This is a genomic window from Aeromonas sp. INTO2 (assembly GCF_049860605.1).
Taxonomy (GTDB): Bacteria; Pseudomonadota; Gammaproteobacteria; order Enterobacterales; family Aeromonadaceae; genus Aeromonas; species Aeromonas caviae.
Genome location: NZ_CP187588.1, coordinates 4,448,320 through 4,472,500, shown reverse-complemented (window position 1 = coordinate 4,472,500; position 24,181 = coordinate 4,448,320). Strand labels below are relative to the sequence as shown.

Below are 24,181 nucleotides of genomic sequence, written 5' to 3'. Positions count from 1 at the left end.
TTTCAGGCGCATGCTGATCTCAGCATTTGCACCAGTCAGGTGGCAGATTACGTGCTCCGGGTTTACGATCTCGACTTCATCACCGTGAGTGATATCACCAGCGGTAACGGGGCCTGTTCCAGACTTGGTCAGGGACAGAGTTACCTCGTCCTTGCCTTCCAGCTTCACAGCGATACCTTTCAGGTTGAGCAGGATTTCAAGAATGTCTTCCTGTACACCTTCTTTGCTGCTGTACTCGTGCAGTACTCCGTCGATCTCGACTTCAGTAACCGCACAACCGGGCATAGATGACAGCAAAATACGACGCAGGGCATTGCCCAACGTGTGGCCAAAGCCACGCTCAAGCGGCTCGAGAGTCACTTTCGCGTGAGTCGGGCTAACTTGCTCGATGTCAACTAGCCGCGGTTTAAGAAAATCTGTTACAGAACCCAGCATTGTGTCCTCTCTTTAGAAGCTAGCTTTACTTGGAGTAAAGCTCGACGATCAGCTGTTCGTTAATGTCGGCAGACAGGTCGGAACGCTCCGGCAGGCGCTTGAAGGCACCTTCCATCTTAGCAGCGTCAACCTCTACCCAAGTCGGCTTCTCGCGCTGACCAGCAACTTCCAGGGAAGCTTTGATACGCGCTTGCTTCTTAGCCTTCTCGCGAACGCAGATCACGTCCTCAGGGGATACCTGGAAAGAAGGAACATTCACAACGCGGCCGTTTACCATGATGGCTTTGTGGCTCACCAGCTGACGAGATTCAGCACGAGTGGCGCCGAAGCCCATGCGGTAGACGACGTTGTCCAGACGACCTTCCAGCAGCTGCAACAGGTTTTCACCGGTGTTACCCTTTTGACGGGCAGCGTCGCGGTAGTAGTTGCGGAACTGTTTTTCCAATACGCCGTAGATACGACGTACTTTTTGTTTCTCGCGCAGTTGCACACCGTAGTCGGACAGACGCGCTTTACGCGCACCGTGTTGACCAGGAACGGTGTCAATCTTGCACTTAGAATCAATCGCACGAACACCAGACTTCAGGAAGAGGTCGGTGCCCTCACGACGGCTAAGCTTAAGCTTAGGACCGATATATCTTGCCATCTTCTTTCTCCAACAATCCTAGACCAAGTAGCTACAGCGTTACACGCGGCGCTTCTTGGGAGGACGACAACCGTTGTGCGGGATCGGAGTCACATCAGTAATGTTAGTGATGCGGAAACCAGCCGCGTTCAGAGCGCGGATGGAAGACTCACGACCGGGACCCGGACCTTTGACCATGACTTCCAGGTTCTTCACGCCGTATTCTTTGGCGATCTCACCAGCACGCTCAGCAGCTACCTGGGCAGCAAACGGAGTGGACTTACGGGAACCACGGAAACCGGAGCCACCAGAGGTAGCCCAAGACAGAGCATTGCCCTGACGGTCAGTAATGGTCACGATTGTGTTGTTGAAAGATGCATGAACGTGCGCAATACCGTCGCTCACTTGCTTTTTAACGCGCTTGCGAGCACGAGTCGGAGTTTTAGCCATTTTCTACCTTCCCGTTACTTCTTGATAGCCTTGCGCGGACCCTTACGGGTACGAGCGTTGGTCTTGGTACGTTGACCACGAACAGGCAGGCTACGACGGTGACGCAAACCACGGTAGCAACCCAGATCCATCAATCGCTTGATGTTCATGGAAATCTGACGACGCAGGTCACCTTCGACGGTGAATTTACCTACTTGTTCACGCAGACTCTCGATCTGAGCTTCGTCCAGGTCTTTAATTTTCACATTCTCAGCGATACCGGCTGCGGCACAGATGGCCTTGGAGCGGGTACGACCGACGCCATAAATAGCAGTCAACGCAATGACTGCATGTTTATGGTCAGGAATGTTAATGCCAGCGATACGGGCCACTATTCACTCCTACATATAGTAGATAACGACCACCACAAAGCCCGTGAGCGGATACGTGGCGGTCAACCAATACACAACAAAAGTTGGCTGGCTATATTAGCCAGCACAACTATTTGTTGCAAGTACTAACCGTAAAAAATTAGCCTTGGCGCTGTTTATGCTTTGGCTCGCTGCAAATCACACGCACCACACCGTGACGCTTGATGATTTTGCAGTTACGGCAGATTGCCTTAACGGAAGCACGAACTTTCATTGCTTAACTCCGTAACTACGCCGACCTTTAGCGGCCGTAGCCCTTCAGGTTGGCCTTCCTCAGGACGTCGCCATATTGATGAGACATCATATGGGTCTGAACCTGAGCCATGAAGTCCATGATAACTACCACGATAATCAGCAGCGAGGTGCCACCGAAGTAGAACTGTACGTTCCAGGCAGTCATCAGGAACTGGGGTACCAGACAGATAAAGGTAATATAGAGCGCACCTGCCAATGTCAGGCGAGTCATAACCTTATCGATGTAACGTGCTGTCTGCTCGCCCGGGCGGATCCCCGGGATAAAGGCTCCACTCTTCTTCAGGTTATCTGCTGTCTCGCGGGGGTTGAACACCAGCGCGGTATAGAAGAAGCAGAAGAAGATAATGGCTGCTGCATAGAGCATCTCGTACAAGGGCTGACCCGGCTGCAGGACCATAGAGACCTGTTGCAGAATGTCAGCGATCTTGCCCTCGCCCTGACCAAACCAGGAGGTAATGGTACCCGGGAAGAGGATGATGCTGGATGCGAAAATCGCAGGAATCACACCGGCCATATTCACTTTCAACGGCAGGTGTGTGCTTTGCGCAGCGAATACCTGGCGGCCTTGTTGACGCTTGGCATAGTTAACGACGATACGACGCTGACCACGCTCCACGAACACCACAAAGTAAGTCACAGCGAAAACAATCAAGCCCAGCAACAACAACAGCAGGATGTGCAATTCCCCTTGACGTGCCTGTTCGGCCGTAGCGCCAATGGCATGAGGCAGACCGGCGACGATACCTGTGAAGATAATCAACGAGATACCATTACCAATCCCACGCTCGGTAATCTGTTCACCCAACCACATCAAGAACATGGTACCGGTGACCAGACTCACAACGGCTGTGAAATAGAAGCCCAAACCCGGATGAGTCACGAGTCCTTGCATCATATTCGGCAGACCTGTTGCAATACCAATGGCCTGGAACGTTCCCAAAACCAGCGTGCCCCAACGGGTATATTGGCTAATCTTGCGACGGCCGGATTCACCTTCTTTCTTGAGTTCAGCAAGAGCAGGGTGAACCACAGTCAGCAGCTGGATAATAATCGACGCCGAAATGTACGGCATGATCCCCAGTGCAAGAATAGAAGCACGCGAGAGTGCACCACCACTGAACATGTTGAACATCTCAATGATGGTGCCCTTCTGTTGTTGGAACAACTCGGCCAGTACGGCGGCGTCAATACCAGGGATCGGCACATAAGAGCCTGCACGGAACACGATAATTGCCCCGAGAACGAAGAGCAGACGGCTCTTCAGTTCGCTCAGACCACCTTGTGCTTTAACATCCAATCCTGGTTTCTTAGCCATTGTACTGATTATTCCTCGATTTTACCGCCAGCGGCCTCGATGGCTGCACGTGCACCCTTGGTGACGGACAGACCACGAACGGTCACAGCACGGTCAATGTTGCCAGACAGAACAACTTTAGCGAACACGATGTTTTTGGTAATAACACCGGCTTGCTTCAGAGTGCTCACGTCGACCACATCACCTTCTACCAGGGCGATTTCGTTCAGGCGCACTTCGGCAGAAACCAAAGATTTGCGAGAGAAGAAACCGAACTTCGGCAGACGGATTTTCAAAGGCATCTGGCCGCCTTCGAAACCGTTGCGGACCTTGCCGCCACCGGAACGAGAGGTCTGACCTTTAACACCACGACCACCGGTCTTGCCCAGACCAGAACCGATACCACGGCCCGGACGGTGCTTGACGCGCTTGGAGCCAGCGGCCGGAGACAGAGTATTCAGACGCATGCTTAGCCCTCCACCTTAACCATGTAATAAACCTGGTTGATCATGCCGCGTACGCAGGGAGTATCTTCCAGCTCAACGGTGTGACCAATGCGACGCAGACCCAGACCACGCAGAGTCGCCTTGTGCTTTGGCAGACGGCCGATAGAGCTGCGAGTTTGAGTTACTTTTACAGTGTTAGCCATGTCGCATTACCCCAGAATTTCTTCAACGCGCAGACCACGCTTGGCCGCGATCTGTTCCGGTGATTGACCGTGAACCAGAGCGTCGACAGTTGCGCGAACAACGTTGATTGGGTTGGTGGAACCGTAGGTCTTGGCCAGCACGTTGTGGATACCAGCAACTTCCAGTACGGCACGCATGGCGCCGCCTGCAATGATACCAGTACCTTGGGAGGCCGGCTTCATGAACACGGTGGAACCAGAGTGAACGCCACGCACCGGGTGGTGCAGGGTGCCGTTGTTCAGCTCAACCTTGTTCAGGTTACGCTTAGCCTGTTCCATCGCCTTTTGAATGGCGGCCGGAACTTCACGGGCCTTACCGTAACCGTAACCTACACGGCCGTTACCATCACCCACCACGGTCAACGCGGTGAAGGACATGATACGACCACCTTTAACAGTTTTCGAAACACGGTTTACTGCAATGAGCTTTTCTTGCAGTTCGCCGGCTTGAGATTCGACTTTAGCCATCTTCGACTCCTAGCTTAGAACTGAAGACCAGCGTCACGAGCAGCGGCAGCCAGAGCGGCTACACGACCGTGATACTTGAAACCGGAACGATCGAAAGATACGTTCTGAACGCCTTTGGCAATAGCACGCTCAGCGATAGCCTTACCTACAGCGGTAGCAGCATCTGCGTTACCGGTGTATTTCAGAGCTTCACTGATGGCTTTCTCTACTGTGGAAGCAGAGGCCAGAACTTCGGAACCGTTGGCTGCAATAACCTGCGCATAGATATGACGCGGGGTACGGTGAACAACCAGACGGGTAGCTCCCAGTTCCTGCATCTTTTTCCGAGCACGAGTAGCACGACGGAGACGAGCTGCTTTCTTGTCCATAGTGTTACCTTACTTCTTCTTAGCTTCTTTAGTACGCACTTGCTCGTTGGCATAGCGTACACCCTTGCCCTTGTAGGGCTCCGGAGCGCGGTAAGCACGGATATCGGCGGCGACTTGGCCAACCAGCTGCTTGTCCACACCACGCAGAACGATCTCGGTGGCGGACGGACATTCAGCGGTGACACCAGCCGGCAGCGCATGCTCTACCGGGTGAGAGAAGCCCAGTGCCAGCGCAACAGCATTGCCCTTGATGGAGGCTTTGTAACCTACACCAACCAGCTGCAGCTTGCGCTCGAAGCCTTGGGTAACACCGACTACCATGTTGTTGACCAATGCACGGGCAGTACCGGCCTGAGCGTCAGCACCAGCGATGCCATCGCGCGGGGCGAACTTCAGTACATTGTCTTCTTTGGTCACTTCTACACCGGCGTGGATGGAACGAACCAGGGAACCCTTGCCACCTTTGATGGACAGTTCTTGGCCGTTCAGAGTCACCTCTACGCCAGCAGGAATAGTGACGGGTGCCTTAGCAACGCGAGACATTTCCGACCTCCTATTAAGCGACGTAGCAGATGATCTCACCACCCATGCTTGCCTTGCGGGCAGCACGGTCGGTCATCACACCTTTAGACGTGGACACGATAGCAACACCGAGACCGCCCATGACTTTCGGCAGATCAGTAGTGCGCTTGTAAATACGCAGGCCGGGACGGCTCACGCGTTGGATCAGTTCTACAACCGGCTTGCCCTGGAAATACTTCAGTTCGATTTCCAGTTCCGGTTTCACGTCACCAGCTACGTTGTAGCCAGCGATGTAACCTTCTTCTTTCAGCACTTTGGCGATAGCCACTTTCAGCTTGGAAGAAGGCATGGAAACCGCAACTTTGCTCGCCGCCTGACCGTTACGGATGCGGGTCAGCATATCCGCGATCGGATCTTGCATGCTCATAGTCTAACTCCCGAGATTCTTACCAAGAGGCCTTTTTGAGGCCCGGAATTTCGCCCTTCATGGCATGCTCACGCACCTTGATGCGAGAGAGGCCAAACTTCCGCAGGAAACCGTGCGGACGACCAGTGATGTTGCAACGGTTACGCTGGCGGGACGGACTGGAATCACGGGGCAGCTGTTGCAGTTGCAAGACAGCATCCCAACGCGCTTCTTCAGAAGCGTTCATATCAACGATGATAGCTTTCAGCTCGGTACGCTTGGTCGCGAACTTGGCTGCCAGCTTCGCACGCTTTGCTTCACGTGCTTTCATGGATGTTTTAGCCATAACCCTAACCTTACTTGCGGAATGGGAAGTTAAAGGCAGCCAGCAGAGCACGGCCTTCTTCGTCGGTATTCGCGGAAGTGGTGATGGTGATATCCAGACCACGGACGCGATCGACCTTGTCATAGTCGATTTCCGGGAAGATGATTTGCTCACGCACGCCCATGGAGTAGTTACCACGGCCATCGAACGCCTTGGCGTTCAGACCACGGAAGTCACGGATACGCGGTACGGAGATGCAAATCAGCCGTTCCAAGAACTCCCACATACGCTCGCCACGCAGGGTTACTTTACAACCTATCGGGTAGCCTTCACGAATCTTGAAGCCCGCAACAGATTTGCGTGCTTTGGTGATCAGCGGCTTCTGACCGGAAATGGCAGCCATATCGGCAGCAGCATTTTCCAGCAACTTCTTGTCAGAGATCGCTTCACCAACACCCATGTTCAGGGTGATTTTCTCGATCCGAGGGACTTGCATGATAGTCTTGTAACCGAACTGCTTGGACAGTTCATTTACTACATCGGATTTGTAGTAATCATGCAGTTTCGCCATCGTTAAACTCCAATTACTTCACAAGTTCGCCGGTGGATTTGAAGAAACGGACTTTCTTGCCGTCTTCAATCCGGAAACCAACGCGGTCAGCCTTGCCAGTGGCAGAGTTGAACAGCGCGACGTTAGATACATCGATGGGGGCTTCTTTGGTGACGATGCCGCCAGCCTGACCCAGTGCGGGTACCGGCTTTTGGTGTTTCTTCACCTGGTTGATGCCTTCCACGATTACCTTACCTTTTGCAATCAGGACTTGAGTGACTTTGCCACGCTTGCCCTTGTCTTTGCCGGTAAGAACAATTACTTCGTCTTCGCGACGGATTTTAGCTGCCATCGTTCGACTCCTTACAGTACTTCGGGTGCCAGGGACACAATCTTCATGAACTTCTCGTTACGGAGTTCACGGGTCACCGGGCCAAAAATACGAGTACCGATTGGCTGTTGGTTGTTGTTAAGCAACACAGCCGCATTGTTGTCGAAACGGATGACAGAGCCGTCCGGACGACGAACGCCTTTACGGGTGCGTACGACCACCGCGTTATACACATCACCTTTCTTCACTTTACCGCGAGGAATGGCTTCCTTGATGGAAACCTTGATGATGTCGCCGATGCCGGCATAACGGCGGTGCGAACCACCCAGAACCTTAATACACATTACACTGCGAGCGCCGGAGTTGTCGGCAACACCCAGCATACTTTGCATCTGGATCATCTTAGTGCTCCGCTTTGTTTACTTCTTATCCCTGATGGGATCTGGCTGCCTTCAAAAGGCGCGAAACTATAACACAGCTATTTTTGAAAAGGTAGCCTAAAAAACAAACGGCCCCGATGGGGGGCCGTTTGGGCTAAAAAGTACCGAATTAGGCCTTTTCTACGACAGCAACCAGGGTCCAGGACTTGGTCTTGGACAGCGGGCGGCACTCGCGGATTTCCACGAGATCGCCAGCCTTGCACTCGTTGTTCTCGTCATGCACGTGCAGCTTGGTAGTACGCTTGATGATCTTACCGTAGATCGGGTGCTTTACCTTGCGCTCGATAGCGACGGTGATGGACTTGTCCATCTTGTCGCTGATTACACGACCTTGCAGAGTACGGATCTTGTCAGTCATTACGCACCTGCCTTCTCAGTCAGTACAGTCTTGATACGTGCGACGTCACGACGCACTTGTTTCAGAGTGTGAGTCTGAGCCAGCTGGCCGGTGGAAGCTTGCATGCGCATGTTGAATTGCTCACGCAGCAGACCCAGCAGCTCCTGGTTCAGTTCTTCGACGCTCTTTTGACGCAGATCTTGGGCTTTCATCACATCACCGTCTTAATTACGAAAGTGGTCTGAACAGACAGCTTAGCTGCGGCCAGGGCAAACGCTTCACGCGCCAGAGCCTCAGGTACACCATCCATCTCGTACAGAACCTTGCCAGGCTGGATCGGGCAAACCCAGTATTCCACGTTACCCTTACCTTTACCCATACGAACTTCGAGGGGCTTTTCGGTGATGGGCTTGTCCGGGAACACACGGATCCAGATCTTGCCTTGACGCTTAACGTGACGGGTCATGGCACGACGGGCTGCTTCGATTTGACGAGCAGTCAGTTGACCACGAGATGTCGCCTTCAGGCCAAAGGTACCGAAGGATACTTCGTTACCGGCATTGGCCAGACCGCGGTTACGACCCTTGTGGGTCTTGCGGAATTTAGTACGCTTAGGTTGCAACATTTACCGAATCTCCTTACTTGGCAGCGCGGCGCTTGTTGTCACGCTTGGGCTTCGCAGGAGCTTGCTCTTGAGCAGCGGCAGCATTGACTGCAGCCAGACCGCCCAGAACTTCGCCCTTGAAGATCCAAACTTTAACGCCGATCACACCGTAAGTGGTGTGGGCTTCAGAAGTTGCGTAGTCGATGTCGGCGCGCAGGGTGTGCAGGGGCACACGACCTTCACGGTACCATTCGGTACGCGCGATTTCAGCGCCGCCCAGACGGCCGGAAACTTCCACTTTGATGCCCTTGGCACCCAGGCGCATGGCGTTCTGTACGGCGCGCTTCATAGCACGACGGAACATTACGCGACGCTCCAGCTGGGAAGTGATGCTGTCGGCAACCAGTTTGCCATCCAGCTCCGGCTTGCGGACTTCGGAAATGTTGATCTGAGCAGGCACGCCAGCGATTGCGGCTACAGCTTTGCGCAGTTTTTCAACGTCTTCGCCTTTCTTGCCGATCACGACACCCGGACGAGCGGTGTGAATGGTCACACGGATGCTCTTGGCCGGACGCTCGATAGTGATCTTGGACAAGGAAGCGTTTTTCAGCTCCTTGGTCAGGAACTGGCGTACTTGGAAATCGCTGTACAGGTTGTCAGCGAAGTCTTTGGTGTTCGCGAACCAGGTAGAATTCCAAGGCTTGGTAATACCCAGGCGAATGCCATTAGGATGTACTTTCTGACCCATTGCTTATCTCCCAGCCTTAGCGTCGGATACCACTACAGTGATGTGAGCGGTACGCTTGAGGATACGATCCGCGCGACCTTTGGCACGCGGGCGGATGCGCTTCATGGAGGGACCTTCGTCTACCATGATGGTGGCAACACGCAGGGTGTCGATATCGGCACCTTCGTTGTGCTCAGCGTTGGCAATGGCAGATTCCAGCACTTTCTTCACCAGAACAGCAGCCTTTTTCGGGCTGAAGGTCAGGATGTTCAGAGCCTTGTCTACGGACAGACCACGTACTTGATCGGCTACCAGACGAGCTTTCTGGGCAGAAGTACGGGCATAACGGTGTTTAGCGATAGCTTCCATCATTTATCCCTTAGCGCTTCTTAGCCTTCTTATCAGCAGCATGGCCGCGATAAGTACGAGTCGGTGCGAATTCACCCAGTTTGTGACCGATCATTTCTTCGGTAACGAAAACCGGAACGTGCTGACGACCATTATGGACAGCGATGGTCAAACCGATCATGTTCGGGATGATCATTGAACGACGGGACCAGGTCTTAACCGGCTTTTTATCCCCGCTTTCCACCGCTTTCTCTACCTTCTTCAGCAAGTGCAGGTCAATAAATGGACCCTTCTTGAGAGAACGTGGCATGGTGATTCCTCTATGTTAACAATTACTTGTTACGACGACGTACGATGTACTTGTCGGTACGCTTGTTCTTACGGGTCTTGAAGCCCTTAGCCTTCTGGCCCCATGGGGACACAGGCTGCATGCCCTTGTTACGACCCTCACCACCACCGTGCGGGTGATCAACCGGGTTCATCGCCATACCGCGAACGGTCGGACGAATACCACGCCAGCGGTTAGCACCGGCTTTACCCAGTTGACGCAGCATGTGCTCGGAGTTACCCACTTCACCGATGGTAGCGCGGCACTCGGCCAGAACTTTACGTACTTCGCCGGAACGCAGACGCAGAGTTACATAGTTACCTTCACGAGCCAGGATCTGGATGAAAGTACCAGCGGAACGAGCCAGCTGGGCACCTTTACCAGGCTTCATCTCAACGGCGTGAACGGTAGAACCGACCGGGATGTTGCGCATCGGCAGGGTGTTACCTACCTTGATGGCAGCATCAGCACCAGAGGCGATTGCATCACCAGCTTTCAGGCCTTTCGGAGCCAGGATGTAACGACGCTCACCGTCTGCATACAGCACCAGGGCGATGTTTGCGGTACGGTTAGGATCGTATTCCAGACGCTCAACTTTGGCCGGAATGCCGTCTTTGTCGCGCTTGAAGTCGATCAGACGGTAGTGTTGCTTGTGACCACCACCGATGTGACGAGTGGTGATACGACCGTTGTTGTTACGGCCACCGGACTTGCTTTTGCTGTCCAGCAGAGCGGCGAAGGGCTTGCCCTTGTACAGCTCTTGGTTGACGATCTTGACGACGTGGCGGCGGCCCGGAGAAGTAGGCTTGCACTTAACGATTGCCATTTTTCAGAACTCCTCTTACTCGGCTGCGCCCATGAAGTCGATGTCCTGACCAGCTTTCAGGGTCACATAAGCCTTTTTCCAATCGGAACGACGGCCTACGCGTGCACCTGCGCGCTTGGTCTTACCCTTCATGTTCAGGGTACGGACGGTCTCAACTTCGACCTCGAACAGTTTCGCAACTGCAGCTTTGACTTCCGCCTTGGTGGCATCAACAGCAACTTTGAACACGATAGTGTTCTGCTTTTCTGCGACCATGGTGCTCTTTTCAGAGATGTGCGGAGCCTTCAGAACTTTCAGCAGACGCTCTTCACGGATCATGCCAGCATCTCCTCGATTTGCTTAACTGCGTCAGCAGTCATCAGAACCTTGTCGAAAGCGATCAGGCTGACCGGGTCGATACCGGCAACGTCACGCACGTCAACTTTGTACAGGTTACGAGCAGCCAGGAACAGGTTCTCATCGACTTCAGCAGTCACGATCAGAACGTCAGTCAGTTCCATTTCTTTCAGCTTGGCGATCAGTTCTTTGGTCTTCGGCGCTTCGATGCCGAACTTCTCAACAACGATCAGGCGCTCTTGACGTACCAGCTCGGACAGGATGCTACGGATAGCGCCGCGGTACATCTTCTTGTTTACTTTCTGGCTGTGATCTTGCGGCTTAGCAGCAAAGGTCACACCACCGGAACGCCAGATGGGCGAACGGATGGAGCCAGCACGGGCACGACCAGTACCCTTCTGACGCCACGGCTTTTTGCCGCCACCAGACACTTCAGAGCGAGTCAGCTGCGCACGAGTACCCTGACGGGCACCAGCGGCATATGCAACGACAACCTGGTGAACCAGAGCTTCGTTGAATTCGCGCCCGAAGGTAGTCTCGGAAACTTCAAGAGCGCTCTTGGCGTCTTTCATTACCAATTCCATTACTATCTCCTCAGACGTTACGCTTTGACGGCAGGTTTGACGATCACGTTGCCGTTGGTTGCACCCGGTACTGCGCCTTTGATGAGCAGCAGGTTGCGTTCAGCGTCAACACGAACCAGTTCCAGGTTCTGAGTCGTTACACGCTCAGCACCCATGTGACCAGCCATCTTCTTGCCCTTGAATACACGGCCCGGGGTCTGGTTTTGACCGATGGAGCCAGGTACACGGTGGGACAGGGAGTTACCGTGGGTCATATCCTGGGTACGGAAGTTCCAGCGCTTAACAGTACCGGCAAAACCTTTACCCTTGGATGTGCCGGTAACGTCTACCAGCTTAACGTCAGCGAGAAGATCTACTTTCAGCTCGCTACCAACAGTGAAAGTTTCACCGTTGTTCAGGCGGAATTCCCACAGACCGCGACCGGCTTCTACACCAGCTTTGGCGAAGTGGCCAGCTTCCGGCTTGGTTACGCGGCTGGCTTTCTTGGCGCCAGTGGTAACCTGAATAGCGTTGTAGCCGTCGGTTTCTACAGATTTGACCTGAGTTACACGGTTAGCTTCAACTTCGATAACAGTCACCGGGATAGAAACGCCATCTTCAGTGAAGATGCGAGTCATACCCACTTTGCGACCTACAAGACCGATTGTCATTGTTATCAACCTCTTTCCGTAATTAACCCAGGCTGATCTGGACGTCTACACCAGCTGCCAGATCCAGACGCATCAGAGCGTCAACGGTCTTGTCAGTCGGTTCAACGATGTCTACCAGACGCTTGTGAGTGCGGATCTCGTACTGATCACGCGCGTCTTTGTTGACGTGCGGGGAGATCAGAACGGTGAAACGCTCTTTGCGAGTCGGCAGCGGGATAGGACCGCGAACCTGCGCGCCAGTGCGCTTAGCAGTTTCAACGATTTCCGCAGTGGATTGATCGATCAGGCGATGATCAAAAGCCTTCAGGCGGATACGGATTCTTTGGTTCTGCATTGACAGAGCTCCAATAGATAAAAGAACATAAATCAACACCGTCCGACCGGGATTACTCCCGCCAGAGGTGTGATTTTTCACGTTTCCTCCCATATCGGGAGGACTGTATGGCTGGCAACTCGTAAACGGGAAGCTCAGCAAGCAGACATATCGTCTGGCTGCCTCATGGGCAAGCGGAGAGGATTATACGGATTTTTTCCACTCACGCAAGTGAAGGCGGACAGATTGTGCGCAATTTTATGTGACAGATGGATCTCGCCAACGGCTGGGCAAGCCCTTGCCTGGCAGGGGTAACGACAATGTTGCAAACAGGCTGATAGACTGCGCCCTCGCCCCTGTCTGCGGAACCCATCCCATGCTCAAGAATCAGAAGAAAGCCTACCAGTACGGGCTCTGTGCCGTCGCCCTCTGGTCCACGGTGGCCAGCGCCTTCAAGATCTCCCTCGCCTACTTTGAACCGGTACAGCTGCTGCTGGTCGCGGCCTGCACCTCGACCCTGACCCTGGGGTGCATCGTGGCCTGTCAGGGCAAACTGCCGCTACTGCTCGACTACATCAAGAGTCGCCCCCTCTACTACCTCGCTCTCGGGGTCCTGAACCCCTTTCTCTATTACCTGCTGCTGTTCAAGGCATATGATCTGCTGCCCGCCCAGCAGGCGCAGACTCTCAACTACACCTGGGCCATCACCCTCAGCCTGCTGGCCGTTCCCTTCCTCGGTCAAAAGCTGCGCCGCCGCGATGGCGTCGCCATCGTGCTCGGCTATTTCGGCGCCCTGGTGATCGCCACCAGGGGGAACGTGTTCGGTCTGCAGTTCGACAGTCCGCTCGGCGTCACGCTGGCGCTGGTGTCGACCCTGATCTGGGCCGGTTACTGGATCCTCAACACCCGCAATCAGGGGGATCCCGTCGTCAGCCTGCTGCTCGGCTTCCTCATCAGCCTGCCCTTCATCATCGTGGCGACCTGGTTGCTCTCGGACTTTGCCATGACTGCCTGGCAGGGATGGGCTGGCGCCATCTATGTGGGGCTGTTCGAGATGGGTTTCGGTTTCGTGCTCTGGCTGATGGCCCTGCGCCACGCCACCAACACGGCCCCCATCAGCAACCTTATCTTCATCTCGCCGTTTGCCTCTCTGGTGCTGCTCAACCTGTTGATCGGCGAAACCATTCACCCGGCAACCCCCATCGGGCTGGTTCTCATCGTCGCCGCCCTGCTTATCCAGCAACTCAAATATGGCAAGCGCTACCGCAAGGTGAGCGATCCCCACCCCTGACAGACAAAGGGCGTATCCCTCGATACGCCCTGCTTTCAATCCATCCACTCCAGCGGCTGGTTCTTGGGTAGCCGGATCTCCACCTGCAAGCCCCCCAGTTCGGAGCGCCCCAGCCTGATGGTGCCGTGATGCTGGGAGACTATCTTGGCAACGATGGCCAGCCCCAGCCCACTCCCGCCACCGGTGCGCGCCACATTGCCCTGGGTGAAGGGCTTGAGCACCCGGGAGTAGTCCTCTTCTGCGATCCCCGGGCCATTGTCGGAGAGTCGCAGCCGCACCCAGTGGCCATCATCCCTGAGCTCGGCCTGCAACCGGGTCGCGCCATAGCGCAGGGAGTTGCCCGACAGATTGTTGAGGATACGGCGAATGCTGATGGGATGGCAGGCCACACGCACCGCCTCCTCCGGCAGGAGCAGCTCCACTTCCAGTCCCTGATCGGTCTGCATCAGCAACGCATCGTGAATGAGCTGGGTCAGGTCGACGGGCCGGGCATCGAGCCCCTCGTTCGGGCGAATGTAATCGATGAACTGATCAATGATGCCGTTCGACTCATCGATGTCCGCATTGATGCTCTCCTTGAGGTACTCATCCCCCGAGGACATCATCTCGGTTGCGAGACGAATGCGGGTGAGAGGGGTGCGCAAATCGTGGGATACCCCGGCCATCATCAGGTTGCGCTCCTCGATCAGCCCCTTGATGGAGCTCGACATGTGGTTGAAGGTGCGGGTCAGGCGGCGCACCTCCCGCGAGCCCTGCTCCCCCAGGGCATCGGGAAAGTTGCCGCGCGCCACCGCCACGGCCCCCGCTTCCAGATCCTCCAGCGGTCGCACCAGCTGACGGGCAAAACGCCAGGCTGCAAACAGGGTCACCACCAGCAAGACGCTCATATAGAGGATGAGCGGTTCGATGTCGTCATCTTCAATTTCCGTCAGGGGAATGCGCACCCACATCTGGCTGGCCTGGGGAGGCTGGATCCAGATGATGTAGTGATCCTGGATTTCAACTCTGACCCTGGTATCCCCTTTCAATTCGCGGCTGATGCTCTGCTCCAGATAGGGGTAGGGCTTGGAATCATTCAGCCCGTGCTGCTCCGCCTCGCTCTGGGTATAGATGTCGCTGCCAGTGGTCACATAGACCAGCGCCTCGGCATCTTCACTGAGCGCCAGCTGGTTGTTGTCCACCGGAAAGATGAGTTTGACCTGGTTTGCCAGCAGGTGGCTGATCTGCTTGACGGTCGGCGCCAGCAGGTAGTTGTAGAAGGTAACGTAGGAGACGACTTGATAGACCACCAGCACGGCAGCCAGAAACCAGAGCATACGGGAGAACATGCTGCCCACTTTCTTCATGCGTTCTCGCCGTCCGGTACGAACACATACCCCAGACCCCAGACGGTCTGCAGATAGCGAGGCTGGGCCGGGTCCTGTTCCAGCAGGCGGCGCAGGCGGGAGACCTGCACATCGATGCTGCGCTCGGTGGCCGTGTACTCGCGACCACGGGCCAGGTTCATCAGCTTGTCACGGGAGAGCGGTTCGCGAGGATGACTCACCAGCACCTTGAGCACGGCGAACTCCCCGCTGGTCAGGGCAACCGGTTCGCCATCACGGCTCAGTTCACGGGTCGCCAGATTGAGCTGGTAGGCCCCGAAACTCACCATCTTCTCCGCCGCGGAAGGGGCGCCGGGCAGCTCCACGGTATGGCGGCGCAGCACGGCGCGGATCCGGGCCAGCAGCTCACGGGGGTTGAACGGCTTGGGCAGATAATCGTCGGCCCCCATCTCCAGACCGACGATGCGATCCACTTCGTCCCCCTTGGCGGTGAGCATCAAGACAGGGATCTGGTTGCCGGCCTCGCGCAGGCGGCGGCAGATGGAGAGGCCGTCTTCCCCCGGCAGCATCAGATCAAGCACCATCAGGCTGAAGTTTTCACGCGTCAGCAGGCGATCGGCCTGCTCCCCGTTGGCGACACCTCGCACTACAAACCCCTGCTCGGTGAGGTAGCGCTCCAGCAAGGAACGCAGTTTCAGATCGTCGTCCACCACCAGGACCTTGTATTGCTGACTCATTGCCACCTCTCTTTTATGTCTCCCCTCATACTAGAGCCGCCCCCTGCAACCACAAAGCATAAATATGTTACCGGTTATTGCCCTCATTCGGCCCCGGAGCCGGGAAGGATGGATGGCCAGCTCTGCTTTTTGCTCGACAGCGCGGCGACAATGACTAAGATCCCGAGCAACCGGATGCAATTGGCGAGGGAGTGATAACTCCATGAAAACCAAACTCATTACCCGTGAAGGCTACACCAGGCTCCGGCAGGAGCACGACATGCTCTGGCGGGAGGAGAGGCCCGATGTCACCAAAAAAGTGGCCTGGGCGGCGAGCCTGGGTGATCGCAGCGAGAATGCCGATTACCAGTACAACAAGAAACGCCTGCGGGAGATCGACCGCCGGGTTCGCTACCTGCGCAAGTGCCTGGAAGAGCTGACCATAGTCGACTACTCACCCTCCCAGGAGGGCAAGGTCTTCTTCGGCGCCTGGGTCGAGGTGGAAAACGACGAGGGTGAGACCAAGCGCTTTCGCATCGTCGGCTATGACGAGATCTTCGGCCGCAAGGATTACATCTCCATCGATTCCCCCATGGCCCGCGCCCTGCTCAAGAAAGAGGTGGGCGATGAAGCCATGGTGCAAACGCCAGTGGGTGACGCCTGCTGGTACATCAATGAGATCAGCTATCCCAAATAAGCCAGGCCGACCCTCACTGCCAAATCGGCTGACAAGGCCAGGAGAGACCGAGCATGTCCGCCCACCGGGTATGAGAAACGTCATTTCTGCCGGGGTGGCATCCCGCTGCCCGACCCCATATAGTGCTCACACCCGGCGCCTTGCGGCGCCAACCGGCCCGCGCGGCAGTGGCCTGGCAGGTATCTAAAGTATCGCCAGGACAGACCCCCTGTTCGGCGACATAGCCCCACGCTGGCCAGTTAGACAGGACCCGACCAAGAGACCCTCGATGCAAAGCCACGTAATAGAACATCAGATCGCCGGTGAGCTGAATGCCCGCCCGGAACAGGTGCAGGCAGCCGTTCGCCTGCTGGACGAAGGCGCGACCGTTCCCTTCATCGCCCGTTACCGCAAAGAGGTGACCGGCGGTCTGGACGACAGCCAGCTGCGTACCCTGGAGAGCCGCCTCGGCTACCTGCGTGAACTGGCGGATCGCCGCCAGGTGATCCTGCGCTCCATCGAAGAGCAGGGCAAACTGACCCCCGAACTGGCCCGCGAGCTGAACGAGGCCGACAGCAAGACCCGGCTGGAAGACCTCTACCTCCCCTACAAGCCCAAGCGGCGCACCAAGGGGCAGATGGCCATCGAGGCGGGGCTGGAGCCACTGGCGGATTTGCTGCTGGGTGACCCCATGAAGGATCCCGAACAGGAGGCGGTTCGCTTCCTCAATGCCGAGCAGGGGATCACCGACGGCAAGGCTGCCCTCGACAGTGCCCGCTACATCCTGATGGAGCGTTTCGCCGAGCAGGCCGATCTCCTTGAGAAGCTGCGGGACTACCTGTGGCAGAACGCCACCCTGCGTGCCCGCGTGGTGGCAGGCAAGGAGCAGGAAGGGGCCAAGTTCAAGGACTACTTCGAACACGACGAACCCCTGCACAAGGCCCCCTCCCACCGGGTGCTGGCCATGTTGCGCGGCCGCAACGAGGGGATCCTCAACCTGGCGCTGGTCACCGGCGAGGATGAGGGTACCAGCCCCTGCGAGGGTATCATCGCCCATCACCTCAGACTCAACCTGCAAAGTCGCCCGGCCGACAAGTGGCTGCAGGGGGTGGTGAGCTGGACCTGGAAGATCAAGCTCTCCCTGCAGATGGAAACCGAGCTGATCGGCCGCATCCGCGAGTCAGCAGAGGAGGAGGCGATCAAGGTGTTCGCCATGAACCTCAAGGATCTGCTGATGGCGGCACCGGCCGGCATGCGCTGCACCATGGGGCTGGATCCCGGCATCCGCACCGGGGTCAAGGTGGCGGTGGTGGATGCCACCGGCAAGCTGGTCGATCACGCGACCATCTATCCGTTCGAACCCAAGCGCCAGGTTGACCAGAGTCTCAAGACCCTGAGCGAGCTGTGCCAGAAGCACAAGGTCGAGCTCATCAGCATCGGCAACGGCACCGCCTCGCGGGAAACCGACCGCCTAGTGAGCGATCTGTTCGAGCGCTACCCGGCCGCCAAGGCACAGAAGATAGTAGTGAGTGAAGCGGGGGCATCGGTCTACTCCGCCTCCGAGCTCGCCTCCCAGGAATTCCCGGATCTCGACGTCTCCATTCGCGGCGCCGTCTCCATCGCCCGCCGGTTGCAGGATCCCCTGGCCGAGCTGGTCAAGATCGATCCCAAGAGCATAGGTGTGGGCCAGTACCAGCACGATGTCGGCCAGAGCCAGCTGGCCCGCCGCCTCGACGCGGTGGTCGAGGATTGCGTGAACGCGGTGGGGGTGGATGTGAATACCGCCTCGGTCGCCCTGCTCAACCGGGTTTCCGGCCTCTCCCAGACCCTGGCCCAGAACATCGTCGCCTACCGCGACGAGAACGGCGCCTTCAAGAGTCGTCAGCAGTTGCTGAAAGTTGGCCGACTCGGACCCAAGGCATTCGAGCAATGCGCTGGCTTCCTGCGCATTCGGGGCGGCAGCAACCCGCTGGACGGCTCGGCGGTGCACCCGGAATCCTACCCGGTGGTGGAGCGGATCCTCGCCAAGCTGGAGCAGACCGTGGACAGCCTGCTCGGCAACAGCAGCCTGCTGCGCACCCTCAAGCCCACCGACTACACCGATGAGCAGTTCGGGGTGCCCACCGTCACCGACATCATCGGCGAGCTGGACAAGCCCGGCCGCGACCCGCGCCCCGAGTTCAAGACCGCCACCTTCAAGGAAGGGGTGGAGAAAATCAGCGATCTGGTACCCGAGATGGTGCTGGAGGGGGTGGTCACCAACGTCACCAACTTTGGTGCCTTCGTCGACATCGGCGTCCATCAGGACGGGCTGGTGCACATTTCTTCCCTCACCGATCGCTTCGTCAAGGATCCCCGCGAGGTGGTCAAGGCCGGTGACATCGTCCGGGTCAAGGTGCTGGAAGTCGACGTACCGCGCAAACGCATCAGTCTGACCATGCGTCTGGATGAAAAAGCCGGCCAGCCTGCACGCAAAACGGCCGAGCCGCGTCACACTGGCAACGCCCGACCGAAACAGGCGCCCCGTCAGAGCGCTCCGACCGAGGGTGCCATGGGCAACGCCTTCGCGGCTGCCCTGTCGAAACTGAAGAAATAAGCCCCCAGAATGCAAAAAAGCCCCGAAAGGGGCTTTTTCATGCCTGTACTGAGCGGGATCAAACGTCCTGACTCAGGCTATGCGGGGAGGCTGGCCTCACCGCTTGCTGATAGTGCCTGGCAATCACCTGGTTTCGATTGTCCATATAAGCACCGAGCGGGCCTGTGGTTTCCTGCCTGAGGGTCATCAGATCCTTGCGGGCCTGTGCCTCCTTGCCAGAGGCGGCACGGGCCACACTCATGTCTTGTGACGATGGTTCATCGGGAGCCAGCGCAGCGGCACGCACCTGCTGCATCTTGGCGATGGTCGCGGCGGGATCCCCGGGAATGGTCCCCATGTCGATGACCACCTCCCCCCCGGTGGCATAACGCTTGCCATCCGGCCCACGGGAAAACTGGTAGGTAGGGCTCCCCGCATGCTCGCCGCCGGCGGCCTGGTGAGCCTGCTCGTGCTTGCGAACTTCGAGATCCCGTTCGACCAGCGCAGCCACCTGACGCTGCTGCTTTTGCTGCTCCTGCTGTTCACCCTCCTGACGTTGTCGACGCTCCCCCTCCTCCCCCGTTGCCTCGACAAAACGGTGCGCCACCATCACGGGGCCGGTCTGGCCGTTCTCTTTCGTGGACGAGGATGGGGCGGCGGGATTGGCCTGGGCGGCCCGGGATCTCTCTTTCTGGGAACCGACGCCGGACTCGGCGTTGGACGCCTCGCTCTGGCGGCTGGGGGGCACCAGTTCTGCGCGGCGGTTGTCAGTCTGTGCCAATTCCGTCTGCGGCTGCAGTTGATTCGGAATGATGGTCGGCAGACTGACGTTGATGTTCATGTCACACCCGGATATCGATCAGGGTGCCCAGCATGTCGCTGGCCGTCTGGATCACCTTGGCGGATGCCCCGGCATGCAGCTCGGCCACCTTGAGATTCACCAGTTCATCCGGCAACTGCACCTGATCACCCGCTGCCGTATTGAGATGGGCGATCTGGCTGGAAGCCTGGCCCGCCAACTGCTCGGCCCGTTGGAACCCCTGCACGCCCGCCGTCATGGCTGATTCGATACGCATTGGCACACTCCTCTGTAGGGTTGGCTAATTATCCATCAACCTGACGAGTTATTGAAGCCTGCCGCTCAAATCTCAGTCAATGAACTGCCGCAGGAGGGTGATGAACTGCTCTGGATGGGAGATGAAGGGGGCATGGGATGCCTTCTCCAGCACCAGACTGTGGCTGGCAGGGTAACGCGCATCCAGCAAGGGAATGGCGGCCTTCGGCACCAGGGTATCCAGCCTGCCGTAAAGACGCAGCCAGGGCAGATCCAGGCCGATCAGTTCATCCCGTAGATCGACCTCGGCCAGCAGGCCCAGACCCGCCTCCAAGGCCGCAAGCCGGGGAGCGGGTCGCTCCGCCAGCCAGTGACGCAACTGGCGAATGTCGTTTCTGGCGTGCTCGCTGCCCATGGCCTGGATCGCGAGGAAGCGCTCTATGGTCTGCATGAAGTCGCCGGCCAGCATCTGGTTGAACCCCGCCAGCACCTTGGGGGCAATCCCGGGCCACTCGTCGCGGGCCATGAAGCAGGGAGAACTGGCTACGGTAATGAGAGAGTGAAGGCGTTCAGGCATGGTCAGCGCCAACTGACTCGCCACCAGACCACCGAGGGACCAGCCGAGCAGATGGCATTTTTCAGGCAATATGGCCGCCACCTGCTCTGCCAGCCAGGGCAGGGTGTAGTCTGTCCCTGCTTGCAGGGGGCTGTTGCCAAAGCCGGGCAGGTCCACCAGATGCAGCCGATAGTGGGCAGCCAGTTCTTGGGCAATACCGTGCCAGACGGCCCCGTTCATGCCCCAGCCATGCAACAACACCAGGTCCGGGCCCTGGCCAAACCGCTCAACCGATACGCTCATCTAGACTCAAGATCCCTGTTTATCTGCTTGGAGCCTGCATGTTAAAGCGGCTGCTCGCCAAAGCAAGTCCGATCCTTGGCACCCAGTCCGACTGGCTCGGTCTGTGCCTGCTCTGTCGCCAACCCTGTGACGAGACGCCTTTGTTGTGCTCCTGGTGCCGCCACGCCCAGCGCCAACACGACAGACGATGCCTGATGTGTGCAGCACCGCTGCCGGAGCAACATCGCGAGAGCGAACTGCTGTGCGGACGCTGCCAGCGCAGACCCGCCCCCTGGGAGCGTTTGCAGGTGATCGGCGATTATCAGGCACCTTATGCCCAACTCATCCCCCGGCTGAAGTATTCCGGTCAGATCCTGCTCGCGCCGCTGCTTGCCCGCCTGCTGGCAGACCATCTGGACCTCGCCAATCCGCCGCAGGTCATCATTCCGGTTCCCCTGCACTGGTGGCGCCAGTGGTGGCGCGGCTTCAATCAGGCAGAAGAAATCGGCCATGCCCTGAGCGCACTCACCGGCATTCCTTGCGACACCCGCGTACTGCGCCGGACAAGGTCGACCCCGCAACAGACCCGGCTCAGTGCCGGCCAGCGGCGACGCAATCTGCGTGGCGCCTTCGAAATAGAACCTCACCACTACCGGCATGTGGCACTGCTCGATGATGTGGTCACCACGGGCGCCACCGCAGGTCAGCTCACCCGGTTGCTTCATGAGCACGGCGTCACCACGGTAGAGGTGTGGGCCATCTGCCGTACCCTCCGACACCTGAAATAACCGGGCAGGGATCCGGCCCGGGAGGCCGCTGGCGGCATGATTCCGATACGCCCGGGCTCACAGGCTCGCCATCGGCACGCTACCCAAGCCCCGCCAAGCGAGTTATCATGAATACCCTAGTCGTACACTCAGGTTTATGAGGATAGTGATGATCAGCATTTCCGACACCGCCCAGGCCCACTTCCGCAAGTTGCTGGAGAAGCAGCCTGATGGCACCAACATCCGGGTGTTTGTGGTCAATCCGGGAACCCAGAATGCCGAGTGCGGCGTATCCTATTGCCCACCCGACGCGGTCGATCCGGAAGATCAGCACCTGCCCTTCAGCGGCTTCGACTGCCTGGTCGATCCCCTGAGCGCCCCCTTCCTGGTGGATGCCACCATCGACTTCGTCACTGATCAGATGGGCTCTCAGCTCACCCTGAAGGCACCCAACGCCAAGATGCGCAAGGTGGCCGATGACGCCCCGCTGATCGATCGCATCGAGTACGTGTTGATGTCCGAGGTGAACCCCATGCTGGCCGGTCACGGCGGCAAGGTCACCCTGGTCGAGCTGACCGACGACAAACTGGCCATCCTGCAGTTTGGCGGCGGTTGCAACGGTTGCTCCATGGTCGACTACACCCTGAAAGAGGGGATCGAGAAGCAGTTGCTGGAGAAATTCCCGGGCGAGCTCAACGGCGTCAAGGATGCCACCGAGCACCAGCGCGGCGACCACTCCTACTACTGATTTGCCCCCTTGCGGCAAAGAAAAGGCCCCGCCAGCTGGCGGGGCCTTTTGCATTCTGCGGCTGGCAGATCACTCGTCCTTCTTGTCTCGCGACAGCAGGGCGATGGCCGCCTCTTTCGGATTCTTGCCCTCGTACAGCACCTTGAAGATCTGTTCGCAGATGGGCATCTCGACGCCACAGCGGGCCGCCAGCAGATGCACCTCCTTGGTGTTGCGATAGCCTTCCACCACCTGGCCTATCTCGGCCATGGCGGTGTCAACCGACTTGCCCGCTCCCAGCGCCAGACCGAAACGGCGGTTGCGCGACTGGTTGTCGGTACAGGTCAGCACCAGATCCCCGAGCCCCGCCATCCCCATGAAGGTCTTGGCGTCGGCCCCGAGGGCGGCGCCCAGACGCTGCATCTCCACCAGGCCCCGAGTGATGAGCGCGGTTCTGGCGTTGGCGCCAAAGCCGAGTCCGTCAGAGAGACCGGCACCGATGGCGATGACGTTCTTGACCGCCCCGCCCAGCTGCAGACCGATGAAGTCCGGATTGGTATAGACCCGGAACGAGCGGCCGCAGTGCAGCAGGTGGGAGAGATCGTCGGCAAAGTCGTCGTGGGTCGAGGCCACCGAGATGGCGGTCGGCAGACCGGCGGCCAGCTCGCGGGCGAAGGTCGGGCCCGAGATGACCGCCAGTGGAATGGCATCCCCCAGCACCTCCCGCGCCACCTCTTGCAGCAGACGGCCGCTGTCCGGCTCCAGCCCCTTGGTGGCCCAGGCGATCCGGGTATCCGGGCGCAGGAAGGGTTTGACCCGGGCCAGTACCTGGCCGAACACATGGCTCGGCACCACCAGCAGCAGCACGGGAGCGGCTTGCACCGCCGCCTGCAGATTCGACGTCAGTTGCAGATCGGCCGGGAAGGGGACATCCGGCAAGAATGCCTTGTTGCAGCGATCCTGTTCCAGCTCGGCGACATGGGCAGGGTCGTGACCCCACAGCAGGGTCGGATGACCATTGCGCGCCAGAGAAATGGCAAGGGCGGAGCCATAAGACCCCGCCCCCAGGACCGAGATTGCGATCTGGTCGGCCATTATCAGGCTTCCGCAGTCGCCTGCTGGGCCTGTACCTGCGCCATGTGCTGGGCGAACAGGGCGTCGAAGTTGACCGGTGCCAGGTTCAGCTGCGGGAAGGAACCCTTGCTCACCAGGTTGGACACCGCTTCGCGGGCATACGGGAACAGGATGTTCGGGCAGAAGGCCGCCAGGCAGTGGGCCAGTTGCGGCTCAGGCAGGTTGCCGATGGTGAAGATGCCGGCTTGCTGCACTTCGCACAGGAAGGCGGTCTCGGTTTCCAGCTTGCAGGTGACAGTCAGGGTCAGCACCACTTCATAGACGCTGTCGGCCAGGACATTGGTCTTGGTGTCCATGTCCAGCTTGACGTCCGGCTGCCACTCTTTCTGGAAGATGTGCGGGGTATTCGGGGCTTCGAAGGAGACATCCTTGGTGTAGACACGCTGGATGTGGAATTCCGGTTGCACTTCCTGGTTGTTGATTTCGTCAGCCATTTCGTTTGATTCCTTTTTAAGATA

Annotated in this window: 39 protein-coding genes (1 of these 39 cut by a window edge); 5 read left to right on the top strand and 34 right to left on the bottom strand. The window is 57.7% G+C overall.

Annotated features, from left to right (window positions below; all coding sequences use genetic code 11):
• The 27 genes from ACPW74_RS21235 to rpsJ all read right to left on the bottom strand — a co-directional run.
• Window positions 1-435 carry the beginning of a DNA-directed RNA polymerase subunit alpha gene (locus ACPW74_RS21235; RefSeq protein ID WP_005307997.1) on the bottom strand. It extends 555 nt beyond the left edge of the window, so only the first 435 of its 990 coding nucleotides appear in the window; its start codon is at window positions 433-435; its stop codon lies off the left edge, out of view.
• A gap of 25 nt (window positions 436-460) precedes the next feature.
• The gene (gene rpsD / locus ACPW74_RS21230) at window positions 461-1,081 is read right to left on the bottom strand and encodes a 30S ribosomal protein S4 (RefSeq protein WP_010672568.1); all 621 of its coding nucleotides are present in this window, start codon (window positions 1,079-1,081) and stop codon (window positions 461-463) included.
• A gap of 39 nt (window positions 1,082-1,120) precedes the next feature.
• On the bottom strand, window positions 1,121-1,510 hold the full coding sequence (rpsK, locus tag ACPW74_RS21225; RefSeq protein ID WP_005319702.1) for a 30S ribosomal protein S11: 390 nt from the start codon (window positions 1,508-1,510) through the stop codon (window positions 1,121-1,123).
• Between the two features lie 14 nt (window positions 1,511-1,524).
• The gene (gene rpsM, locus ACPW74_RS21220) at window positions 1,525-1,881 is read right to left on the bottom strand and encodes a 30S ribosomal protein S13 (protein ID WP_005307991.1); all 357 of its coding nucleotides are present in this window, start codon (window positions 1,879-1,881) and stop codon (window positions 1,525-1,527) included.
• Between the two features lie 139 nt (window positions 1,882-2,020).
• Window positions 2,021-2,134 (bottom strand): 50S ribosomal protein L36, encoded by a 114-nt coding sequence (gene rpmJ, locus ACPW74_RS21215; RefSeq protein ID WP_005319705.1) that lies wholly within the window; start codon window positions 2,132-2,134, stop codon window positions 2,021-2,023.
• 27 nt (window positions 2,135-2,161) lie between these two features.
• Window positions 2,162-3,490, bottom strand: a complete 1,329-nt coding sequence (gene secY, locus ACPW74_RS21210; RefSeq protein WP_010672567.1) for a preprotein translocase subunit SecY — start codon at window positions 3,488-3,490, stop codon at window positions 2,162-2,164.
• 8 nt (window positions 3,491-3,498) lie between these two features.
• Complete coding sequence (gene rplO / locus ACPW74_RS21205; protein WP_005307987.1) at window positions 3,499-3,936, bottom strand: 50S ribosomal protein L15; 438 nt, start codon at window positions 3,934-3,936, stop codon at window positions 3,499-3,501.
• A gap of 2 nt (window positions 3,937-3,938) precedes the next feature.
• Window positions 3,939-4,118, bottom strand: coding sequence for a 50S ribosomal protein L30 (rpmD, locus tag ACPW74_RS21200; protein WP_005307985.1), 180 nt, complete (start codon window positions 4,116-4,118; stop codon window positions 3,939-3,941).
• Window positions 4,119-4,124: 6 nt separating this feature from the next.
• A complete protein-coding gene (gene rpsE, locus ACPW74_RS21195; protein ID WP_005340605.1) occupies window positions 4,125-4,625 on the bottom strand; it encodes a 30S ribosomal protein S5 in 501 nt (166 codons plus the stop codon).
• 14 nt (window positions 4,626-4,639) lie between these two features.
• Window positions 4,640-4,993 (bottom strand): 50S ribosomal protein L18, encoded by a 354-nt coding sequence (rplR, locus tag ACPW74_RS21190; protein WP_010672566.1) that lies wholly within the window; start codon window positions 4,991-4,993, stop codon window positions 4,640-4,642.
• A gap of 9 nt (window positions 4,994-5,002) precedes the next feature.
• On the bottom strand, window positions 5,003-5,536 hold the full coding sequence (gene rplF / locus ACPW74_RS21185) for a 50S ribosomal protein L6 (protein WP_010672565.1): 534 nt from the start codon (window positions 5,534-5,536) through the stop codon (window positions 5,003-5,005).
• A 13-nt stretch (window positions 5,537-5,549) separates the two neighbouring features.
• On the bottom strand, window positions 5,550-5,942 hold the full coding sequence (gene rpsH, locus ACPW74_RS21180; protein ID WP_010672564.1) for a 30S ribosomal protein S8: 393 nt from the start codon (window positions 5,940-5,942) through the stop codon (window positions 5,550-5,552).
• Between the two features lie 19 nt (window positions 5,943-5,961).
• Window positions 5,962-6,267: a 30S ribosomal protein S14 gene (rpsN, locus tag ACPW74_RS21175; RefSeq protein ID WP_005331161.1), complete on the bottom strand. Its 306-nt coding sequence runs from the start codon at window positions 6,265-6,267 to the stop codon at window positions 5,962-5,964.
• A 10-nt stretch (window positions 6,268-6,277) separates the two neighbouring features.
• Window positions 6,278-6,817 carry a 50S ribosomal protein L5 gene (rplE, locus tag ACPW74_RS21170; protein WP_005331162.1) on the bottom strand — a complete coding sequence of 180 codons (540 nt, stop codon included), beginning with the start codon at window positions 6,815-6,817 and terminating at the stop codon, window positions 6,278-6,280.
• A 13-nt stretch (window positions 6,818-6,830) separates the two neighbouring features.
• On the bottom strand, window positions 6,831-7,148 hold the full coding sequence (rplX, locus tag ACPW74_RS21165) for a 50S ribosomal protein L24 (RefSeq protein WP_005307977.1): 318 nt from the start codon (window positions 7,146-7,148) through the stop codon (window positions 6,831-6,833).
• Window positions 7,149-7,159: 11 nt separating this feature from the next.
• Complete coding sequence (gene rplN / locus ACPW74_RS21160; protein WP_005307975.1) at window positions 7,160-7,528, bottom strand: 50S ribosomal protein L14; 369 nt, start codon at window positions 7,526-7,528, stop codon at window positions 7,160-7,162.
• Window positions 7,529-7,676: 148 nt separating this feature from the next.
• The gene (gene rpsQ / locus ACPW74_RS21155) at window positions 7,677-7,925 is read right to left on the bottom strand and encodes a 30S ribosomal protein S17 (RefSeq protein WP_005307966.1); all 249 of its coding nucleotides are present in this window, start codon (window positions 7,923-7,925) and stop codon (window positions 7,677-7,679) included.
• On the bottom strand, window positions 7,925-8,116 hold the full coding sequence (rpmC, locus tag ACPW74_RS21150) for a 50S ribosomal protein L29 (protein WP_005307965.1): 192 nt from the start codon (window positions 8,114-8,116) through the stop codon (window positions 7,925-7,927). Before rpmC ends, rpsQ begins: the two co-directional genes overlap by 1 nt.
• Window positions 8,116-8,529, bottom strand: coding sequence for a 50S ribosomal protein L16 (gene rplP, locus ACPW74_RS21145; protein ID WP_010672562.1), 414 nt, complete (start codon window positions 8,527-8,529; stop codon window positions 8,116-8,118). The genes rpmC and rplP overlap by 1 nt, the downstream gene beginning before the upstream one ends.
• A 13-nt stretch (window positions 8,530-8,542) precedes the next feature.
• Complete coding sequence (gene rpsC / locus ACPW74_RS21140; RefSeq protein ID WP_005331168.1) at window positions 8,543-9,256, bottom strand: 30S ribosomal protein S3; 714 nt, start codon at window positions 9,254-9,256, stop codon at window positions 8,543-8,545.
• Between the two features lie 3 nt (window positions 9,257-9,259).
• Window positions 9,260-9,604: a 50S ribosomal protein L22 gene (gene rplV / locus ACPW74_RS21135; protein WP_010672561.1), complete on the bottom strand. Its 345-nt coding sequence runs from the start codon at window positions 9,602-9,604 to the stop codon at window positions 9,260-9,262.
• A 10-nt stretch (window positions 9,605-9,614) separates the two neighbouring features.
• Window positions 9,615-9,893, bottom strand: coding sequence for a 30S ribosomal protein S19 (gene rpsS / locus ACPW74_RS21130; protein WP_005307960.1), 279 nt, complete (start codon window positions 9,891-9,893; stop codon window positions 9,615-9,617).
• 22 nt (window positions 9,894-9,915) lie between these two features.
• Window positions 9,916-10,737 carry a 50S ribosomal protein L2 gene (gene rplB / locus ACPW74_RS21125; RefSeq protein ID WP_010672560.1) on the bottom strand — a complete coding sequence of 274 codons (822 nt, stop codon included), beginning with the start codon at window positions 10,735-10,737 and terminating at the stop codon, window positions 9,916-9,918.
• A gap of 15 nt (window positions 10,738-10,752) precedes the next feature.
• Window positions 10,753-11,055 (bottom strand): 50S ribosomal protein L23, encoded by a 303-nt coding sequence (gene rplW, locus ACPW74_RS21120; protein WP_005307955.1) that lies wholly within the window; start codon window positions 11,053-11,055, stop codon window positions 10,753-10,755.
• Window positions 11,052-11,657 (bottom strand): 50S ribosomal protein L4, encoded by a 606-nt coding sequence (gene rplD / locus ACPW74_RS21115; protein WP_005340616.1) that lies wholly within the window; start codon window positions 11,655-11,657, stop codon window positions 11,052-11,054. The genes rplW and rplD overlap by 4 nt, the downstream gene beginning before the upstream one ends.
• 17 nt (window positions 11,658-11,674) lie before the next feature.
• Complete coding sequence (rplC, locus tag ACPW74_RS21110; protein ID WP_010672559.1) at window positions 11,675-12,307, bottom strand: 50S ribosomal protein L3; 633 nt, start codon at window positions 12,305-12,307, stop codon at window positions 11,675-11,677.
• A 22-nt stretch (window positions 12,308-12,329) separates the two neighbouring features.
• Window positions 12,330-12,641 (bottom strand): 30S ribosomal protein S10, encoded by a 312-nt coding sequence (gene rpsJ / locus ACPW74_RS21105; RefSeq protein ID WP_005307944.1) that lies wholly within the window; start codon window positions 12,639-12,641, stop codon window positions 12,330-12,332.
• A 355-nt stretch (window positions 12,642-12,996) separates the two neighbouring features.
• Here rpsJ and ACPW74_RS21100 point away from each other — a divergent pair, with 355 nt between their 5' ends.
• Window positions 12,997-13,911 (top strand): DMT family transporter, encoded by a 915-nt coding sequence (locus tag ACPW74_RS21100; protein WP_104452026.1) that lies wholly within the window; start codon window positions 12,997-12,999, stop codon window positions 13,909-13,911.
• A 35-nt stretch (window positions 13,912-13,946) separates the two neighbouring features.
• Here the strand turns inward: ACPW74_RS21100 and envZ are convergent, their stop codons facing one another.
• Both envZ and ompR read right to left on the bottom strand, forming a co-directional pair.
• Entirely contained in the window at window positions 13,947-15,257 is a 1,311-nt protein-coding gene (gene envZ / locus ACPW74_RS21095) for a two-component system sensor histidine kinase EnvZ (RefSeq protein WP_010672557.1), read from the bottom strand.
• Complete coding sequence (ompR, locus tag ACPW74_RS21090) at window positions 15,254-15,973, bottom strand: two-component system response regulator OmpR (protein ID WP_010672556.1); 720 nt, start codon at window positions 15,971-15,973, stop codon at window positions 15,254-15,256. The genes envZ and ompR overlap by 4 nt, the downstream gene beginning before the upstream one ends.
• A gap of 202 nt (window positions 15,974-16,175) precedes the next feature.
• Between ompR and greB the strand changes: the two genes are divergently transcribed.
• Window positions 16,176-16,649, top strand: coding sequence for a transcription elongation factor GreB (greB, locus tag ACPW74_RS21085; RefSeq protein WP_039039492.1), 474 nt, complete (start codon window positions 16,176-16,178; stop codon window positions 16,647-16,649).
• Window positions 16,650-16,917: 268 nt separating this feature from the next.
• A complete protein-coding gene (locus ACPW74_RS21080) occupies window positions 16,918-19,224 on the top strand; it encodes a Tex family protein (RefSeq protein WP_128273070.1) in 2,307 nt (768 codons plus the stop codon).
• A gap of 58 nt (window positions 19,225-19,282) precedes the next feature.
• On the opposite strand, the gene ACPW74_RS21075 is transcribed toward ACPW74_RS21080, so the two are convergent.
• The 3 genes from ACPW74_RS21075 to bioH all read right to left on the bottom strand — a co-directional run bounded on the left by ACPW74_RS21075 (window position 19,283) and on the right by bioH (window position 21,116).
• A complete protein-coding gene (locus tag ACPW74_RS21075) occupies window positions 19,283-20,044 on the bottom strand; it encodes a putative metalloprotease CJM1_0395 family protein (RefSeq protein ID WP_279980958.1) in 762 nt (253 codons plus the stop codon).
• Between the two features lies 1 nt (window position 20,045).
• A complete protein-coding gene (locus tag ACPW74_RS21070) occupies window positions 20,046-20,279 on the bottom strand; it encodes a flagellar biosynthesis protein FlgE (RefSeq protein WP_425858463.1) in 234 nt (77 codons plus the stop codon).
• Between the two features lie 72 nt (window positions 20,280-20,351).
• Window positions 20,352-21,116 (bottom strand): pimeloyl-ACP methyl ester esterase BioH, encoded by a 765-nt coding sequence (bioH, locus tag ACPW74_RS21065; protein WP_041212176.1) that lies wholly within the window; start codon window positions 21,114-21,116, stop codon window positions 20,352-20,354.
• A gap of 38 nt (window positions 21,117-21,154) precedes the next feature.
• Between bioH and ACPW74_RS21060 the strand changes: the two genes are divergently transcribed.
• Both ACPW74_RS21060 and nfuA read left to right on the top strand, forming a co-directional pair.
• Window positions 21,155-21,883 carry a ComF family protein gene (locus tag ACPW74_RS21060; protein ID WP_029313494.1) on the top strand — a complete coding sequence of 243 codons (729 nt, stop codon included), beginning with the start codon at window positions 21,155-21,157 and terminating at the stop codon, window positions 21,881-21,883.
• A 148-nt stretch (window positions 21,884-22,031) separates the two neighbouring features.
• The gene (nfuA, locus tag ACPW74_RS21055) at window positions 22,032-22,610 is read left to right on the top strand and encodes a Fe-S biogenesis protein NfuA (protein WP_010672549.1); all 579 of its coding nucleotides are present in this window, start codon (window positions 22,032-22,034) and stop codon (window positions 22,608-22,610) included.
• Window positions 22,611-22,679: 69 nt separating this feature from the next.
• Here nfuA and gpsA read toward each other — a convergent pair whose 3' ends face one another.
• Both gpsA and secB read right to left on the bottom strand, forming a co-directional pair.
• A complete protein-coding gene (gene gpsA / locus ACPW74_RS21050) occupies window positions 22,680-23,684 on the bottom strand; it encodes an NAD(P)H-dependent glycerol-3-phosphate dehydrogenase (protein WP_223931880.1) in 1,005 nt (334 codons plus the stop codon).
• Window positions 23,685-23,686: 2 nt separating this feature from the next.
• Window positions 23,687-24,157 carry a protein-export chaperone SecB gene (gene secB, locus ACPW74_RS21045; RefSeq protein WP_010672547.1) on the bottom strand — a complete coding sequence of 157 codons (471 nt, stop codon included), beginning with the start codon at window positions 24,155-24,157 and terminating at the stop codon, window positions 23,687-23,689.
• Window positions 24,158-24,181: the final 24 nt, after the last annotated feature.

Excerpts from the sequence above, each read along its gene's own strand:
- rpsD (WP_010672568.1), bottom strand. The coding sequence starts at position 1,081 with ATGGCAAGATATATCGGTCCTAAGCTTAAGCTTAGCCGTCGTGAGGGC.
- rpsK (WP_005319702.1), bottom strand. The coding sequence starts at position 1,510 with ATGGCTAAAACTCCGACTCGTGCTCGCAAGCGCGTTAAAAAGCAAGTG.
- rpmJ (WP_005319705.1), bottom strand. The coding sequence starts at position 2,134 with ATGAAAGTTCGTGCTTCCGTTAAGGCAATCTGCCGTAACTGCAAAATC.
- secY (WP_010672567.1), bottom strand. The coding sequence starts at position 3,490 with ATGGCTAAGAAACCAGGATTGGATGTTAAAGCACAAGGTGGTCTGAGC.
- rplO (WP_005307987.1), bottom strand. The coding sequence starts at position 3,936 with ATGCGTCTGAATACTCTGTCTCCGGCCGCTGGCTCCAAGCGCGTCAAG.
- rpmD (WP_005307985.1), bottom strand. The coding sequence starts at position 4,118 with ATGGCTAACACTGTAAAAGTAACTCAAACTCGCAGCTCTATCGGCCGT.
- rpsE (WP_005340605.1), bottom strand. The coding sequence starts at position 4,625 with ATGGCTAAAGTCGAATCTCAAGCCGGCGAACTGCAAGAAAAGCTCATT.
- rplR (WP_010672566.1), bottom strand. The coding sequence starts at position 4,993 with ATGGACAAGAAAGCAGCTCGTCTCCGTCGTGCTACTCGTGCTCGGAAA.
- rplF (WP_010672565.1), bottom strand. The coding sequence starts at position 5,536 with ATGTCTCGCGTTGCTAAGGCACCCGTCACTATTCCTGCTGGCGTAGAG.
- rpsH (WP_010672564.1), bottom strand. The coding sequence starts at position 5,942 with ATGAGCATGCAAGATCCGATCGCGGATATGCTGACCCGCATCCGTAAC.
- rpsN (WP_005331161.1), bottom strand. The coding sequence starts at position 6,267 with ATGGCTAAAACATCCATGAAAGCACGTGAAGCAAAGCGTGCGAAGCTG.
- rplE (WP_005331162.1), bottom strand. The coding sequence starts at position 6,817 with ATGGCGAAACTGCATGATTACTACAAATCCGATGTAGTAAATGAACTG.
- rplX (WP_005307977.1), bottom strand. The coding sequence starts at position 7,148 with ATGGCAGCTAAAATCCGTCGCGAAGACGAAGTAATTGTTCTTACCGGC.
- rplN (WP_005307975.1), bottom strand. The coding sequence starts at position 7,528 with ATGATCCAGATGCAAAGTATGCTGGGTGTTGCCGACAACTCCGGCGCT.
- rpsQ (WP_005307966.1), bottom strand. The coding sequence starts at position 7,925 with ATGACTGACAAGATCCGTACTCTGCAAGGTCGTGTAATCAGCGACAAG.
- rpmC (WP_005307965.1), bottom strand. The coding sequence starts at position 8,116 with ATGAAAGCCCAAGATCTGCGTCAAAAGAGCGTCGAAGAACTGAACCAG.
- rplP (WP_010672562.1), bottom strand. The coding sequence starts at position 8,529 with ATGTTGCAACCTAAGCGTACTAAATTCCGCAAGACCCACAAGGGTCGT.
- rpsC (WP_005331168.1), bottom strand. The coding sequence starts at position 9,256 with ATGGGTCAGAAAGTACATCCTAATGGCATTCGCCTGGGTATTACCAAG.
- rplV (WP_010672561.1), bottom strand. The coding sequence starts at position 9,604 with ATGGAAGCTATCGCTAAACACCGTTATGCCCGTACTTCTGCCCAGAAA.
- rpsS (WP_005307960.1), bottom strand. The coding sequence starts at position 9,893 with ATGCCACGTTCTCTCAAGAAGGGTCCATTTATTGACCTGCACTTGCTG.
- rplB (WP_010672560.1), bottom strand. The coding sequence starts at position 10,737 with ATGGCAATCGTTAAGTGCAAGCCTACTTCTCCGGGCCGCCGCCACGTC.
- rplW (WP_005307955.1), bottom strand. The coding sequence starts at position 11,055 with ATGATCCGTGAAGAGCGTCTGCTGAAAGTTCTGAAGGCTCCGCACATC.
- rplD (WP_005340616.1), bottom strand. The coding sequence starts at position 11,657 with ATGGAATTGGTAATGAAAGACGCCAAGAGCGCTCTTGAAGTTTCCGAG.
- rplC (WP_010672559.1), bottom strand. The coding sequence starts at position 12,307 with ATGACAATCGGTCTTGTAGGTCGCAAAGTGGGTATGACTCGCATCTTC.
- rpsJ (WP_005307944.1), bottom strand. The coding sequence starts at position 12,641 with ATGCAGAACCAAAGAATCCGTATCCGCCTGAAGGCTTTTGATCATCGC.
- ACPW74_RS21100 (WP_104452026.1), top strand. The coding sequence starts at position 12,997 with ATGCTCAAGAATCAGAAGAAAGCCTACCAGTACGGGCTCTGTGCCGTC.
- envZ (WP_010672557.1), bottom strand. The coding sequence starts at position 15,257 with ATGAAGAAAGTGGGCAGCATGTTCTCCCGTATGCTCTGGTTTCTGGCT.
- ompR (WP_010672556.1), bottom strand. The coding sequence starts at position 15,973 with ATGAGTCAGCAATACAAGGTCCTGGTGGTGGACGACGATCTGAAACTG.
- greB (WP_039039492.1), top strand. The coding sequence starts at position 16,176 with ATGAAAACCAAACTCATTACCCGTGAAGGCTACACCAGGCTCCGGCAG.
- ACPW74_RS21080 (WP_128273070.1), top strand. The coding sequence starts at position 16,918 with ATGCAAAGCCACGTAATAGAACATCAGATCGCCGGTGAGCTGAATGCC.
- ACPW74_RS21075 (WP_279980958.1), bottom strand. The coding sequence starts at position 20,044 with ATGAACATCAACGTCAGTCTGCCGACCATCATTCCGAATCAACTGCAG.
- ACPW74_RS21070 (WP_425858463.1), bottom strand. The coding sequence starts at position 20,279 with ATGCGTATCGAATCAGCCATGACGGCGGGCGTGCAGGGGTTCCAACGG.
- bioH (WP_041212176.1), bottom strand. The coding sequence starts at position 21,116 with ATGAGCGTATCGGTTGAGCGGTTTGGCCAGGGCCCGGACCTGGTGTTG.
- ACPW74_RS21060 (WP_029313494.1), top strand. The coding sequence starts at position 21,155 with ATGTTAAAGCGGCTGCTCGCCAAAGCAAGTCCGATCCTTGGCACCCAG.
- nfuA (WP_010672549.1), top strand. The coding sequence starts at position 22,032 with ATGATCAGCATTTCCGACACCGCCCAGGCCCACTTCCGCAAGTTGCTG.
- gpsA (WP_223931880.1), bottom strand. The coding sequence starts at position 23,684 with ATGGCCGACCAGATCGCAATCTCGGTCCTGGGGGCGGGGTCTTATGGC.
- secB (WP_010672547.1), bottom strand. The coding sequence starts at position 24,157 with ATGGCTGACGAAATCAACAACCAGGAAGTGCAACCGGAATTCCACATC.